The following is a 14,821-nucleotide window of genomic DNA, read 5'->3' as shown; positions in this document are numbered from 1 at the left end:
TGATTCACCTCTCATTCATTCCACCTATAAAGAAATTTCTAGATTTCCATCAAAGAAATAAAGGATTTTCTCCTCTAATGTTCTGTTTGTTAAACGTTCTACCGCTGCTGTATACAACGATATTTGCGTTTCATAGCGTTTTTTTAACATCGCTTCAGCTTCCTCTAATCCACCTGAGAATCTGCCAGTCACTCGATCTGTTTTATAATCAAGTAAATAGAGCTTGCCATCTGCTTCAAATAAACAATCGATCATTCCTTGAATGAGCACAGGTTCACCTTCTGCATCAATATGGCTGTATACCTCTTTAACCGGTAAAACCATACTAAACGATACTTCTCGTTTCACCCAGTCCGCTTTCTGCAGTTTTTGACCAATAGCAGTAGAAAAGAAGGCCACAATTCCTTCTCGATTGATGGACTGGATTTGTTCATCTGTTAGTAAGTCTTTCTCTTTTAAAGAATGGAGCAGCTCTTCTACACGAGATTCATCATATGGTTCATTTGAAGGAAGAGGTATATGCTGCATGACTGTATGCATGGCCGTCCCTTGTTCTGCAGCTGTGAGTGTTTTTTTCTTCATAAAAGCCGGTCGTTCGTACAGTGTCGCATGAGCTTTTCGAATGGAAGCAGGCACACTGTATTCATCCTGTATTTCTTTCATTCTTTTGATCTCGGAAACTGACTGCTTTGTCCCTACTTGGGAGGCCGCTAAATATGGATAACGCCATGAAAGTCTTTCTTTTACTTCCTCCTCGTAATCGCCATATCCTTGAACAGGCACACCTTCCATTAATGCTTGTAGCACTTCGTCTTGTTTTTGTTTTTCAAGTGACATGTCTTCTTGTAGAAGATCGGACGCTTGATGAAAGGTGATAGAAAATGATGATGGATGCGAGAGAACGACTTCTCTCGATTCTTCTAAAAGAGAAGACATCGCTTGATGACGGATAAGGGCAGGGCCAATAAAATCTAAGTATGTTCTCGCTTGATAACGTTCAAAATCAGGGAGAAGCCAGTCGTCTCCGTTTGCGGCATTTTGCCACTTACTTAAAGCTTTCACTTGATTTTTGACAGAGCCGACTAAAAATAATTTTTCCTTCGCCCTTGTGAGCGCCACATATAGAACCCTCAGTTCTTCAGATAACAACTCTTTTCTCATCTTTTTTTTCATCGCGATCAGCGGTAATGTTGCATAACTAATTCTCAGCTCAGGATGAATATATTTGCTGCCAAAACCTAATTCTTTATCGAGCAAATAGGACTGGTTTAAATCCATCATGTTAAAGTTTCTGCCAAGTCCTGCAGTAAATACAACAGGGAATTCGAGTCCTTTACTGCTATGAATGGTCATCATGCGGACAACATCCTCTGTTTCACTGAACGTTTTTGCCGCTCCAAGATCATCTCCACGCTCTTGCATTCTTTCAATAAATCGAAGAAATCGAAACAGCCCTCTAAATGCAGCCTTTTCATACTGTTTCGCTCGATCATATAAAGCCCGAAGGTTTGCCTGTCTTTGCTTACCTCCTGGCATCCCGCCGACATAATCTAGATATTGTGTATCTCGGTACACTTCCCAAATCAGTTCTGCTACCGAATGCTGAATCGAAAAATCACGCCATTTGCGTAATTGAAGGAAGAATCGCTCCAGCTTTCTGCATGTCGGATGATCAGAGTGTGTCACACTCATAAATGCCTTCACAGCGTCATAATAAGTGCCTTTTTTATCACTGGTTCTAATCAGTGCCATCTCATTTTCGTCTAAATGAACAAGAGGTGACCTTAAAACAGCAGCGAGCGGAATATCTTGATATGGATTATCAATCACTTTTAACAAAGAAAGAATGACAGATACCTCTGTCGCTTCGAAATAGCCTGAGGAAAGATTCGCATAAACAGGGATTCCCTGCTTCTTCAACTCTTCCATCATTTGCGGAGCCCACGGCATTGATCGAAGCAAGATCACAATGTCTCGATACTGCAAGTTGCGTGTCAGCTGCTGTTTTGCATCGTACACTTGAAAAGGCTGTTCTACCAATTCTTTTATTTTCTTTGCAATCACTCTCGCCTCAAATTGTACCGTCTCTAGCTCTTCTCGTTCTTCATCGCTTTCTGTGTCGTGCTGATCTAAATGAACAAGAAGCATTTCTGTCGTCGTGTCTTCGCTTTGCGGATAACTCGCTCCAAGCTTTAATTCAGCTTGTTCGTCATATTCAATTTCTCCAACTGTTTCTCCCATCAGCTGTTTGAACAGAAAGTTGGTACTGTCTAAAACATCAGCCCGGCTACGGAAGTTTTTATTTAGATCAATTCTTTTACCTGTTTCTTTGTTATCTGCTTTAAATTGTTTATATTTATTTAAAAAGAGCATCGGCTCTGCAAGTCTAAAGCGATAAATGGACTGCTTCACATCACCAACCATAAAGCGATTGCCTTCTGCCGGTTGTTTCCCTTTAGACACAAGCTTTAAAATCGTTTCTTGGACAAGATTTGTATCCTGGTATTCATCCACGAGTACTTCTTCAAATTGCTGTTGATAGTATTTAGCCGCTTCTGTTTCAATGAGATTTCCTTCTGCGTCCTGCTTCGCTAAAATGCGCAAACAATAATGTTCTAGATCCGAAAAGTCTACGATTGATTTTTCTTGTTTTGCTCTTTCGAAACGCTCTCCATATTGAATCACAAGCTCTACAAGTGTTTCTACAACTGGCTTCATTTCAGCCAAGCTTTTTAAATGCTGATCGGGACTGCGCATAAAGTATTCATCTTTTAGCTTTTCTAATTGTTTTTTGGCTTGATTGCGTGCATCTGTTGCTTTTTCTAACAGAGCTGGGTCATAGTCATCCCCTTTGCAAGTCTTTAACCTTTTAAAATTGATAGTTGGTAAAAGCTCATAAAGTGTCTCAAAATCATCTTGATGCCTTATTAATTCATTTACTTGCTCTAAATCATCTATAAAATTCTCTGCTCTCGGTGCTGGACCGCCCGGCTCTTTTGATAAAGTGAGCGCTTGTTCCAGCAGTTCCTGGCAGCTTCTTAAAACGAGAGAAAGGTCCTCTTTGATATATGGATAAAAGGGTAATTCTTCTACCTTTGTCTGTGTATCCACATCATAAAGAGAAAGGAATGCCCGCATCCATTGTTCGGGCGCTGGATGTGACCTAGAAAACTCATAAATTCTTTTGACAAGCCATTGAAGATCTAAATCATGCCGATCAGATGTGTAACGATCAACGAGTTCAAAAAATGACGGCTTTCCAGCCTTATACTCATCCTCAAACAGTTCATCTAACACTTCATCTCCTAATAATTCTCCTTCTGTTTGATCAGCCAAACGAAAACCTGGATCAAGGTCAATCTCATAATAAAAAGTGCGAAGAACTTGCAAACAAAAGGAGTGCAAGGTAGAAATATTGGCACGATTCATAAGTGACAGCTGTCTCCGCATATGAAGTGATCCAGGGTTTTTAGATAGTTCTTTTTCAAGTGCTTCAGTGATCCGGTGCTTCATTTCTGCTGCTGAAGCATTGGTAAAAGTCACTACGAGCAGCCTGTCCACATCAACTGGCTGCTCCGGCCGAGTCATTTTTCGAATGAGCCGTTCAACCAAGACCGCTGTTTTCCCTGACCCTGCCGCCGCAGCAACAAGAATATCTTGTCCTTCTGAAACGATGGCGTTCCATTGGTCATCTGTCCAAGTACTGTTATTCGGTTTTGGTATTTGCATACTGATCCCCTTCTTTTTTGATCCGGTCTAACATGACATCATCCTTCTCAGAGGTGAGCACCCTAAATTCATTATCTTCTATTGATTCATCAAATTGGCAAATAGACTTAAAGGAGCAAAAGCGGCAAGGGGTTTGATCCTTTAATTTATATGGGTTTATCTCTACCTCACCGCTTGTAATTCTTTCTCCTGCCTCTTCAAAGGTTCGCCGAACGTGTTTTGTGAGAATGTGAAAATGATCTTCACTTAATACCGCAGAGTCAGATCGGAAAGAACCATCCTTTTTCAAACCAGCTTGGATGACTTGTGATCTTCCTGATTCGAGTGTTTGATCCATCAACTTCACTGCTTCCACATCTTCGAGCAATAGACCCTTCATTTTAAATTTCTTCAATATTTCCTGCTCAATTGCATCTTCTCCAAGCGGAATAGGCGCTTGAATCAGCGGGTCATGAATATGGAAGTATAAAATTCCTGCCGGTGTCGCTTCCATGCCAAGCCATTCTTTAGAATACGTAATGGTCAGGTCTAAATAAGTGAGCATTTGCAAGGCTAAACCGTAGTAAACTTCTGCTAGATCAAGCCCCTTCTCACTGGACTTATAGTCGACAATTCTTAATAGAAGTCCTTTTGACCCTTCTGCTTTATCCACTCGGTCAATCCTTCCAACAAGCTCCATCGTGCAGCCGTTTTTTAATTGAAAAGTAAACGGCGGCAGAGGTCCTTGACCTCCAAAACCTAACTCAAGTCCAACCGGAGAGAATCCGCTCACTTTTGCATGTTCGCTTAATATAGAAGACACCCTGATGAGGATTTTTTGAAGCTTTTCTTTTATATAAGCATGCCGATTAGAGCTTAATAAAATTTCTTTTTGCAGACGTGGAGCCAGCTGTTCAATTGCATGCCTTGAGTAGGTCACACAATCTTCCTTCGTTAAGTTTTTCCAATCCTTTTTTTGTTCAACAAGCGTATCTGAAATCAGTTTTAAAGCCGAGTGAAAGAGCTGGCCGATATCAGGTGCTTCTAATTTGTAAAATTGTCGGTCTTTTAGTTTTAGCCCGTGGGAAGCAAAATGAGAAAATGCACATGCATTGAATTTCTCCATTCTTGAAACACTGCCCTGAATATGGTCACCGTAAAGTTCTTTTGTGACATTCGGCTTTAAACGTTTCGCTCTATTGGTAAAGAACAAGCTGGACATGATTTTTTTTGATACGTCACGGTTGGACGAGGTCATCAAATGATTATATACACTCCACCATACGCCGCTGATCGGATATTGATTGAGCCATTGTTGCAGCTGCGAAACGGTATAGGATAACGAGACATGCTCGTTTGTTACAAATTTTAATTGCTCCTGATCATCCAACTGCTCTGGATCTAACACATAGAGGGCTTGCTGATGGTTTGGCATCAGTTCCTCACAATACTTGATGAGGGTCGAAGGCAAAAGAGACCGCCCTTCCGTATCTGAAGCTGAATAGGATAAATACAGGTAGTGCGATGGACTGGACAGCGCTTGATATATCAAAAATTGTTCATCCAGCAGCCGTTCCTTCCCTGTCTCTGCCAGCTCTGCTCCTGCCCGCTTTAACCATTCCCGGTCGTCTTCAGACAATACACTTTCATCAGAGGGCCGTGCAGGTATAACTCCATCATTTACTCCAATGACAAACGTACACTTTACTTGATACATTCTGGATAAATCCATACTTCCGATAAACACTTGATCAAGTGAAGGGGGAATCAAAGCAAACTTGAGAGAGGACAGTCCTGTATCCATCATCTGTTGAAATAATGGAAATGAGAGCTCCTCCTCGCCCAGCATTTCAACAAATTCATCCATCAATTGAATGACAGCATCCCACACTTGCCCATGCTGCATCGCTTCAGCTAACCTGCCTGCTTCTTCTGCCTCAAGCCTTGCCTTTTCAAGCTTTTCTGGCACTTGGGCTTCTTCTAGAAAGATATACACTGCCTCCACCATGTCTCTTAGCTTTTGCGCTTTTTTCAATCTTTTTTGCAATTGAAAGAGAGGCGGAACAATCCATTCTTTTACATCATTCAGCATTTGCTCCATTTCTATTTCTTGATCGGTTTGTCCAAAATCTTCATCTAGTGATTGGAAGCGGCGATAATGAAATCGTGAACCATTCGTCCAGCGTTCACCTTTTACACCGTAAGCAATACAATAGTTTTCAAGCTGATCCGCCTGTTCTCTCGCTTTGTTTTTGGCGAGTTCAAGCGGAAATAAGAACTCCGTTTTCACACAGCGAAACACCGCCTCATACCGCCAGTTCCCTTTTATGACATCGAGGCTCGAACGAATGAACTCAATGAGCGGATGATACTGCATCGATTCATTTCCATCAATAAAGAAAGGAATATCGTAATCTCGAAACACCTCTTTTAACGTATCTTTATAGTCGTCTACATGTCTTGCAACAATTGAGATGTCTCGTAACCTAAGACCTTCCCCTCTTACTAAATCAAGAATATCTCTCGCTACTCCCTCAATTTCAGCTCGTTTATTTGCACTTTTCGATACGGTAAGGTGAGGCGTTTCTTCTTGATACGGCTGCAAAGGTCTCTGTTCATATTGATTTTCTAAATAAGCTAGATCTGGGGTATGAAGATGCCGCTTATTTCTCTCCAAAATGTTCTCAGAAATAGCCGCTCCGCACTCTTTAGCCAACTGATAAAGCTGGGAATATGTCTTACCTGTCATGCGAAATAAATCAAGTTCATTTGGCTGCGTGTCATGATAGGAACGATCCACTGTGAATGCAGCTGTTATTTTTTCTGCATGTAGCAAAAGCTGTTCAATGACAAGAAGCTGCTGGGGGGTAAACTGATAAAAACCATCTATATAAATGTGTGCTCCTCTCAATTCTTCTGATAAAGGAATTTGCTGAGCCAGAAGTGTCAAGTAATCCTCTGAGTGCACATACTCATCTTGCAGATGCTGCTCCATCTGCTGATAAAGAACATGAAGGTCATGCAATTTTTCCGCCGCACGTCTTTCTTCTGTATACTCTGAATGCATGCTGGATACCGAAATTTTTTCAATATCCTCCGGCATCATACAGTACCTTTTGAATTCAGCCATCGTCTTTTCTATTTGCTCAACAAATCCCGGTTTATCACTCGCCTTTTTGAATACCTTAAACTTGTCTTTCTGTTCTTCTATTACTTTTCTTAAGAGCATTTGAATCCCTGTGCTTGTGACAAATTGACGGTTCGCACCGCCAGTCTGCTGTAATATAGACCAGGCAAGCCGAGTAAAACTAAAGACTTTGGCCCTGATCATTCCACCAGCTTCAGACGTTTTTGCAAGCTCATATTCCATTAAAAATGTCATTTGATCCGGGACTAAAAAAATGATTGGCGGACCCAGCGGATCAAGCCGCAGTTGTTCTTTGATTTCTTCTAGAATTGCAGTCGTTTTTCCACTCCCCGATCTGCCTGCTAAAAACTGAATCTCCACGTTCCACAACACCTTTCTTATGTACTCATATTCTAGCGAAAATAAAGGTAAATAGCTATTTTCCTATCACCTTCCCTTTCTCCTCCGATTGAAAAGAAAATAGGCACCTTTCCCGACTCTTTTCATATCATAAACCATCATGATCTAAAAGGAGGCTGGCAATATCATGTATTACGGTTATTATGACTACTCGCCATATGACATGCGCCAAAACACAAGGATCATTGCAGACCTTGAAAAGGCCATCAATGGCGAATATTCTGCGATCCAATGCTATGAAAAACTTGCACAAAAAGCAAAAAATCCTGAAGCGAAAAAAATCATTCAAGAAATACGTCAGGATGAAGTCAGACATTATCAGCTATTTACAAAGCTATACTATTCTTTGACTGGTAAAAACCACAAACCAAGCATAACAGAGCCTTGTCCAGACCAATTTAGGGAAGGTCTCTTATTTGCCTTTAAAGACGAACAAAAAACAGTCGATTTTTACTTAACGGTATCAGACTATGTCCGTGATCAAGGAACAAAGGAATTAATGAAGCGTATTGCTCAAGATGAACAGCAGCATGCCGTCTGGTTTCTATATCTTTTAACGCACCATGTTTCTTAGTTACCCCTATTTTAATAGGAGATCGTATGTTCCGTCAAAAAATGAAATTGCTTTTTTGCTCATTCAATATGTTAAATAAAGGGCTGTCATCATCAAAACGCCTCTTCGCTTTTCCTTTTTTAATGATAAAACGACCTTTTGACCATAAAAAAACTCCTCTGCTACAAATCGCAGAAGGAGTTTTTTGTTATTTAATGAAATTTTGCTTCATTACTTTGCTGCTGTTGTTTTAACAATCCATCAATCGATAGCATCTTGCTGCCACTAAGTGTCAAGTAAAGCGCCATGACCATTAAAGAAAGTTCAAATTCATAACCGCCCACAAATCCTCTTGCAAAACCAACTGTGATAATGGCTACAGCCATAATTGGCACAAATAAAGCTGCGAAAAGACGTGTGCCTAAACCTAGAATCAGGGCAATTCCACCAACCAGTTCAATTGTTTTGACAATATAGGCCATAAATTCTGGGACACCAATTTGACCAAAAAATGCAGCAGTGCCTCCTAGTCCACCTTGATATGCTTGAAGCCCATGTAAAAAGAAAATAATGCCTAAGATGACGCGTACAAAAAGTGTTCCTATTTCTTGATTTGTTTTCATATAGTGATTTCCTCCCATTTTCACACTACATCATGTAATGTTCATTCGTAAAAAAAATTAGTAATTTAAGTTGAGCATAATCATTAAGACCAACATGAGGATGGTTGATGTCACAATTGGGATAAGTGGTACATTGAACGGTATGTTGTATGTTGGGTTTAAGATTTTTTGGATTCTTAAATTCAATGCTCGGTCTCCAAAGGACACGGCAAATTTCGTTTGTTTTTGAAACTGGGTTCTATTTTTAATGAGTTTCAAAAGGGCTTGCCCTACTCCAAGCTCAGTCCCTGTCTGCTGAATGGCATAGTCATCTGCAATGACTTCACGAAAAACGGAGTAACTTTGTCTCATATGCTTTAACACAGGAATGTACCAAATCACTTTTGTGAGCATAGAGAAAGCGAAAGTCTTTAAAGGATCGTAGCTGTATTTGTGATGTAATTCGTGATAGACAACAGCATCGATTTCCCCTTCATCCAGCATGTCTATAAGCGCTGTTGAGAGATACACTTTTGGCCGAAGCATCCCCATTGCGAAAGCAAGCGGTTCATGGCAATGAAACACAATGATCTCATTTCTATAATTGTCTGATAGACTTTGCGTTGCATGTTGATCGACTGCCATCATCATATTTCTTTTGAAATGAAGATACTTTCTGACCTGCTTTGTCATATAGAAAACGGCAAAACCAAGCGTATACAAGACGAACGCATCCAGAAAATACTTTAAAGGAGTGAATCCATAAAATTCGAGAACAGATTGACATACATGGATCAGGTTATATGCTTGATTCCAGCCAAAAAAGCTTGAGAGTACATAATAGCCCATCTGGTAAAAGATCACTAAGCCAATCAATATACCGCCTAAAAACAGCAGACTCGACTTCATTTTAATCATGTCGTTTCTCCTCTTTTTTGGATGCAAGCCTTGCTTCGAGTACCTTCAGTAATTCAGGATCAGCACTTTCAATTGCGTCCACCATATGATTGACTGCAAGGGGGCCGAAATCATCCATCAGTCCTTGAGTAATCCATTTCGTTTGCTCATTTAGAAATTCTTCTTTTGTTAAAACAGGGTTATAGATAGATGAACGCCCTTTTGTTTTCTTTTCCACAATTCCTTTTTCGGTTAATCGATTGAGTACCGTCATGACCGTGTTGAAATTAATTGGCTTCTCATCTGACAGCTTCTGCTGTACCTCTTTAATCGGCATATCCTCACCTTGATAAAGGATCTCCATAATCCTTCCTTCTAAAGGACCGAAAAAGCGGTTCAATCCCTTTTCGTTATATTTAAAAGAAGGAATTTTCATGTCATCACCTCACACTAAGCATTGTAGTGTAATTGAAAATGATAGTCAACAGATAACAAAAATAGGGGAAAATCGTTGTATATTGTATTTGTTTTTGAAAAAATTATATGTCATTTATATCAAAAACAATCTTTTTTCTAACAGAGTTAACCATAAGATAATCTTATGAAAATACTAAAAAAATTCGTATTTTATTTATAGAGACTTTTGTATTATAGTGAAGATAACAACATTTCACTTACTGAACAAATATACAGGAAGAAGGTTTATACGTGATGAAGCAAGGAAACAGCCTTCGAACCGATCTCATTTTGATTGCGGTAAGCGGTTTAGGTGGATTCCTTTTATCTCTAACAGGGATGTCTATCGGCTGGATGATTGGCACATTAATGACAGCTGCATTTATTGCCCTGCGCCGTCCCGCCCTGTTTCAGCGTAAAGGAAAGAATACCTTACGTATTCACAGCAGATGGCTACTCCTTGGTCAATTCATTCTCGGAATCGAACTAGGACAAAAAATGAACATGAAAGTCCTTCACATTTTCGCTGAAAATTGGCTTCCCGTGAGTTTCATGCTCGTTTTTTCTATTTTATTAGCCATGCTCTCCGGGTTTGTCTTATGGAAGCTAAGTAAAACAGATATGCTGACCAGCTTTGTCGGCACTGCCCCCGGCGGTCTTTCCGCTATGCCAGGCATCGCCCAAGAGGTTGGAGCAAATACAGCTGTAGTGAGTCTCGTACAAACGATACGTGTGTTAATGGTCGTACTGACCATTCCATTTACGGTATTTTATTTAAATACAAAAAGCCAATCAGATGTGGTAGTCGCCCAAGGCAGCGCCTTCTCATCAGGCGTTTTCACAATATCAAACATTTCTTGGACTGCTGCACTCATTTTAGGGGCATGGCTGATGTCACGCCTAGCCGTGCGTCTTCACTTTCCCGCCCCTTGGCTGATCGGCAGTATGTTAGGTGTGGCGGCTCTCCAAGTAGGGGCAGGCGCCTTGACAGGTCATGATTTGATTCCTTACTGGCCAGCCCAAGCGAACATTGCGTCACAAGTATTTCTAGGGGCAACCATCGGGTCAAAAATGAATAAACAAATGTTTGTCGGGCTAAAAAATACCTTGATTGTGGCCGTCGTCAGCTCAGCCGGATTGATTGCTGCGACCGTTCTCAGTTCAATTGCCATTGCAGAAATAACAGGTATTTCTGTCATTACGGCCATTCTTGCTTTTTCGCCTGGCGGTATTGCGGAAATGGCCACAACAGCTGTTACACTTCATGAGGATTCCACATTTGTTGTGGCTGTACAAGTCGTCAGAATTATTTTGGTCATCGCCATGCTGCCACCGTTTTTTCGTTTCTTACATCATGTCTGGGCAAAAAGACAGACTGATTATAAAGCCGCTAAATAAAAAGAGCCGCTTTGCATAAGCAGAGCGGCTTTCAGATGGTCTGACAACGGGCTAAAATGATGTTGATTTTAGCCCGTTGTCTTCTTTTCAGCGTGATAGAAAACCTTTGCAGTCTAGGAAGGTCGAGCACCAGAGCGGAGCGAATTTGACATTCGTGAGCACTGGAGCGCAGACATGACAACGAATGCGAGGGTTTGTCTACACGCTGAGCCGCTTTGCATAAGCAGAGCGGCTCTTTTTTATTCATCATGATTCCTTTTTACACCGACTACTTGATCCTTTGAGATCGTTCCAAAATGCCGGCTGTCAAAGCTATGTATTCGATTATCTCCGATCACGAAGTAATGATTGTTTTGTATGTTCTGACGACCGGTGATGGCTTTCAGCTGAAAATCACCTGTTAGGACGTTGCCCATTTTATGTTTTTTCTGCTCTTTTAAATACGGCTCTTTCCATTTTACACCATCAACAAACAGTTGATCATCTTCATATTTGATTGTTTCTCCTGGAAGTCCAATGACCCGTTTGATCAATATTTGATTTTTAGGGCCATGAAATAACACATAGTCAAACCGGCTAATTTTCGTGAGTTTTGGCGAGAACTTGTTAATTAATAATTCTGTTCCATCTGTAAATGTCGGGTCCATACTAACCCCTTCTACTTTGTACGTGACAAACATGAAATTCTTTACTTGGAACAACAAGACGATGCATGTAATAATCATGAACCATAGCAATGGCTTCTTTTTCATTAAGAGCCTCCTTTGTCCTCACGCTGACTCATCCGTATATTCAACCTATTTTCTACTCTCTTTCCAACATACCATAATAAAGCAATGACTAGAACCGCAAAAACACTTCTTAACGGATTCTTTACTAAAGCTGAAATGTCATAGCCGATAAAACTAATAATAAAGAGCATGACACACTTCCCTGATAAAGCAGCTAATGAGAACTGCCAGACGCTGATTCTTGATAGACCTGCTACGACATTAACGGCAGCAGAAGGTGTAAAAGGAAAGCAGAGTAAAATAAATAACGGACCAAATCCCCGCTTTTCAACCCAAAGCATTAGCTTTTGAATAGAAGGGTGTCTGCTAATAAAGTTCAGCATCCTCATCTGTCCAAATTTTCTGATCAGTAAAAAGACAAGGATAGACCCTGCACTTGCACCAATCCAGGTCAATAAAAAGCCTTCCCATAGCCCAAAAGCATTTGCATTGGCCACCGCAAATGCCACGAGAGGTAAAAACGGTAGAAATGCTTCTATTAAAGGGAGTAATATAGCCACAATGGGTCCAAAAGCCTTGTAGCTTTCAAAAAATGATGTGATATTTTCATGAGTAAATATAGAAAGAAATAATGGCAACTTGTTTGACTCCTTCAAGGTTTGTCTATCTTTCATTTTACATGGAAAACATAAAAATATACAAATGAATCCCTCTCAGCCCCCCTTGAGATTTTTTAACTCATCCGATATAATAAATAAGAACAAATGTTCTATAAATAAAGAAAGCAGGCATGGACATGACGAGATTATCAAGCGTACAGCTTCAGATGATGGAACAGGCCATCTTTCTTCCAATGGTCATCTCCATCCTCAATCGTGATTTGACGTACCTTAAAAAACATCAAACATTCAAACTAAATGAACCATATATTCAGCTAGTCACCTCTTCATTAAAAGAAGCACAAAAAGCCCTTTATCAACTGAAACAACAGTTACGTAAAGAAAAAATGAACGTACAGCAAATTGAACACGATGAAGGATTTACGACATATTTATTTCTGATAAATGGCTATGAAGAAAAGCATAAATATTTTAATCCCCGTATACGTCATCGTGTAGAGGAAATGCTCACCCATTATTTCCTCCATTCAGGAAAATAATATGGTTATATTTTACATTTATAGAAGGGACTTTTCAGTTTTTGGCGAATTGATTGTTATACCAAAAATTAGGAGGTTCCGACTCATGTTCAAAAAAATAACAGCACTCACCTTAGCAGCAGGATTACTTGTGCCAAGCACAGTGTCAGCATTAGAACCACTGCAGACAGGAAAACAAGCCCCAGCAGCATCTGCACAAATAACAAGTGTAGCCTATACAACGGTTTCTATCGTTGGAAAACGAGTGAAGTTTGAAGTGAAAGCACTCGAAAATCCTTTCAACATGAATTACTATAATCGAATTGCTTGGACGAGTACGGACGAAGAGCCAAGTGTATTCAATGACAATATTCTATCGGTCATTGTCGCAAAAAAAACCGGACAGGCTTATCAAGTCTTTTCATACGAAGCGCTCACTTCGGTAAAGGACAAGATTGAATCAGGTCAAAAGGTGTATGGCTGGGCGCTTGCTTTAAATGGTGTGTGGTACCCAACGATGCCTGCAACCCTCTATTATTAAAAAAAGCCTGCCACAGTGGCAGGCTCCAGATTGTTGACAAAAGGCTAAAATGAACTTTATTTTAGCCCTTTGTCTTCTTTTCAGCGTGATAGAAAACCTTTGCAGTCTAGAAAGGACGAGTACTGGCGCGGAGCGAATTTCACATTCGTGAGCACCAGCACGCAGGACTGACAAAGAATGCGAGGGTTTGTCTACACGCTGAAGCCTGCCACAGCGGCAGGCTCTTTCTCAATTATGACAATTCGAGCTGTTTTCTCAGCTCTTGTCTCACTTCTTCTAATCCTGGTCCATCTAACTCAAAGTAATACACATTCCCAGGCTGGTAATCGTGTCCTTTTAACTGAATGGTATCCACTGATTTTAATGAACTCAGTAAAGGGAATAGACCGATCAACTGCTTCATGGATAAATTGGTGGAGACGTTATCCCCAAGTGTATCAATGATGTTGTCATAAGACGGTATGGAAGAAATGGATTTGGATTTTTCAAAGATGGCTTGAAGTGCTTCCATTTGGCGCTTTCCGCGCATGAGATCACTATCTGCCTTTCTCGTTCTCACAAACGCTAATGCTTCTTCACCGCTCAGCGTATGTGTGCCTGTTTCCACATGAACTTTTCCTTTTGAATCCTTTTCCATTTGTTTTGCAATGCCTTCATCTTCAATCGTTACGTCAATTCCATTTAGCTCATCGACAATGTCTTGAAACGCCTTAAAGTTTCCTGCAATCACATAGTCTACCGGGATGTTTAACAAATTCTCTACCGTTTTGACTGATAAATCTGCACTCCCAAACGCATGGGCGTGAGCAATTTTATCATATCCTCTCCCCGGTATATCAACATAAGAATCACGAGGAATACTTAGGAGCTTGATCGTTTTGTCTGTTCGATTCACCGTCGCCAGTAAGACCGCATCACTTCTTGCTTCGTCTACCGTTTCACCTGGACGGCTGTCAATCCCTAAGAGCAACACCGAAAAGCTATCCTTTCCTGGATCAAAAGCTTTCACACGCTTTTGCGAGGTCTCTCCTCTTTCTAAAGATACTTGCGCTTTATTCGACGCTTTTGAAATTTTATAGTATGCGTATCCTGTGACAGATACTGCCATGATCATGACAAATGCCATGATAAACAGCACGACTTTCACCCAAGGTCTTAGCCTTCTTTTTGATCTTGTTTTCTCCTTCATCCTTTCCGAACCCTCACTCTATCTTAGTCTCACAATGTAGGTTCCACTATAACATATTTTG

12 protein-coding genes are annotated in these 14,821 nt (G+C 40.5%); 4 read left to right on the top strand and 8 right to left on the bottom strand.

Translation table 11 applies throughout. The annotated features are described in order from the left end of the window. Positions 1–24 precede the first annotated feature (24 nt). Together addA and addB are read right to left on the bottom strand one after the other, a co-directional pair. The gene (gene addA / locus NSQ17_RS05425; RefSeq protein WP_342467930.1) at positions 25–3,729 is read right to left on the bottom strand and encodes a helicase-exonuclease AddAB subunit AddA; all 3,705 of its coding nucleotides are present in this window, start codon (positions 3,727–3,729) and stop codon (positions 25–27) included. After that, complete coding sequence (gene addB / locus NSQ17_RS05420) at positions 3,707–7,216, bottom strand: helicase-exonuclease AddAB subunit AddB (protein ID WP_342467929.1); 3,510 nt, start codon at positions 7,214–7,216, stop codon at positions 3,707–3,709. Before addB ends, addA begins: the two co-directional genes overlap by 23 nt. Positions 7,217–7,382: 166 nt before the next feature. On the opposite strand from addB, the gene NSQ17_RS05415 reads away from it, so the two are divergent. Next, entirely contained in the window at positions 7,383–7,829 is a 447-nt protein-coding gene (locus NSQ17_RS05415) for a ferritin-like domain-containing protein (RefSeq protein ID WP_007499129.1), read from the top strand. A 191-nt stretch (positions 7,830–8,020) separates the two neighbouring features. Here NSQ17_RS05415 and NSQ17_RS05410 read toward each other — a convergent pair whose 3' ends face one another. The 3 genes from NSQ17_RS05410 to NSQ17_RS05400 are packed head-to-tail and all read right to left on the bottom strand — an operon-like array spanning position 8,021 to position 9,743. Continuing rightward, on the bottom strand, positions 8,021–8,431 hold the full coding sequence (locus NSQ17_RS05410; protein ID WP_008348626.1) for a DoxX family protein: 411 nt from the start codon (positions 8,429–8,431) through the stop codon (positions 8,021–8,023). Positions 8,432–8,488: 57 nt separating this feature from the next. Beyond that, positions 8,489–9,328: a M56 family metallopeptidase gene (locus NSQ17_RS05405; RefSeq protein ID WP_058337506.1), complete on the bottom strand. Its 840-nt coding sequence runs from the start codon at positions 9,326–9,328 to the stop codon at positions 8,489–8,491. Beyond that, positions 9,321–9,743 carry a BlaI/MecI/CopY family transcriptional regulator gene (locus tag NSQ17_RS05400; RefSeq protein ID WP_007499135.1) on the bottom strand — a complete coding sequence of 141 codons (423 nt, stop codon included), beginning with the start codon at positions 9,741–9,743 and terminating at the stop codon, positions 9,321–9,323. The genes NSQ17_RS05405 and NSQ17_RS05400 overlap by 8 nt, the downstream gene beginning before the upstream one ends. Positions 9,744–10,018: 275 nt before the next feature. Between NSQ17_RS05400 and NSQ17_RS05395 the strand changes: the two genes are divergently transcribed. Next, positions 10,019–11,161 carry an AbrB family transcriptional regulator gene (locus NSQ17_RS05395; protein ID WP_007499137.1) on the top strand — a complete coding sequence of 381 codons (1,143 nt, stop codon included), beginning with the start codon at positions 10,019–10,021 and terminating at the stop codon, positions 11,159–11,161. 239 nt (positions 11,162–11,400) lie between these two features. Here the strand turns inward: NSQ17_RS05395 and lepB are convergent, their stop codons facing one another. Both lepB and NSQ17_RS05385 read right to left on the bottom strand, forming a co-directional pair. Beyond that, a complete protein-coding gene (lepB, locus tag NSQ17_RS05390) occupies positions 11,401–11,913 on the bottom strand; it encodes a signal peptidase I (protein WP_007499139.1) in 513 nt (170 codons plus the stop codon). After that, the gene (locus NSQ17_RS05385) at positions 11,913–12,530 is read right to left on the bottom strand and encodes a TVP38/TMEM64 family protein (RefSeq protein ID WP_017366969.1); all 618 of its coding nucleotides are present in this window, start codon (positions 12,528–12,530) and stop codon (positions 11,913–11,915) included. The genes lepB and NSQ17_RS05385 overlap by 1 nt, the downstream gene beginning before the upstream one ends. 158 nt (positions 12,531–12,688) lie before the next feature. On the opposite strand from NSQ17_RS05385, the gene NSQ17_RS05380 reads away from it, so the two are divergent. Together NSQ17_RS05380 and NSQ17_RS05375 are read left to right on the top strand one after the other, a co-directional pair. Next, positions 12,689–13,051: a hypothetical protein gene (locus NSQ17_RS05380; protein WP_017360224.1), complete on the top strand. Its 363-nt coding sequence runs from the start codon at positions 12,689–12,691 to the stop codon at positions 13,049–13,051. Between the two features lie 85 nt (positions 13,052–13,136). Continuing rightward, positions 13,137–13,571: a hypothetical protein gene (locus tag NSQ17_RS05375; RefSeq protein ID WP_039167431.1), complete on the top strand. Its 435-nt coding sequence runs from the start codon at positions 13,137–13,139 to the stop codon at positions 13,569–13,571. A gap of 232 nt (positions 13,572–13,803) precedes the next feature. Here the strand turns inward: NSQ17_RS05375 and NSQ17_RS05370 are convergent, their stop codons facing one another. Beyond that, positions 13,804–14,760: an LCP family protein gene (locus NSQ17_RS05370; protein WP_007499147.1), complete on the bottom strand. Its 957-nt coding sequence runs from the start codon at positions 14,758–14,760 to the stop codon at positions 13,804–13,806. Positions 14,761–14,821 lie beyond the last annotated feature (61 nt).

The organism is Bacillus sp. FSL W8-0629 (assembly GCF_038593225.1).
Taxonomy (GTDB): Bacteria; Bacillota; Bacilli; order Bacillales; family Bacillaceae; genus Bacillus; species Bacillus altitudinis.
Note: the sequence above shows the minus strand (reverse complement) of the source record. Positions and strands in the feature narration are given on the sequence as shown.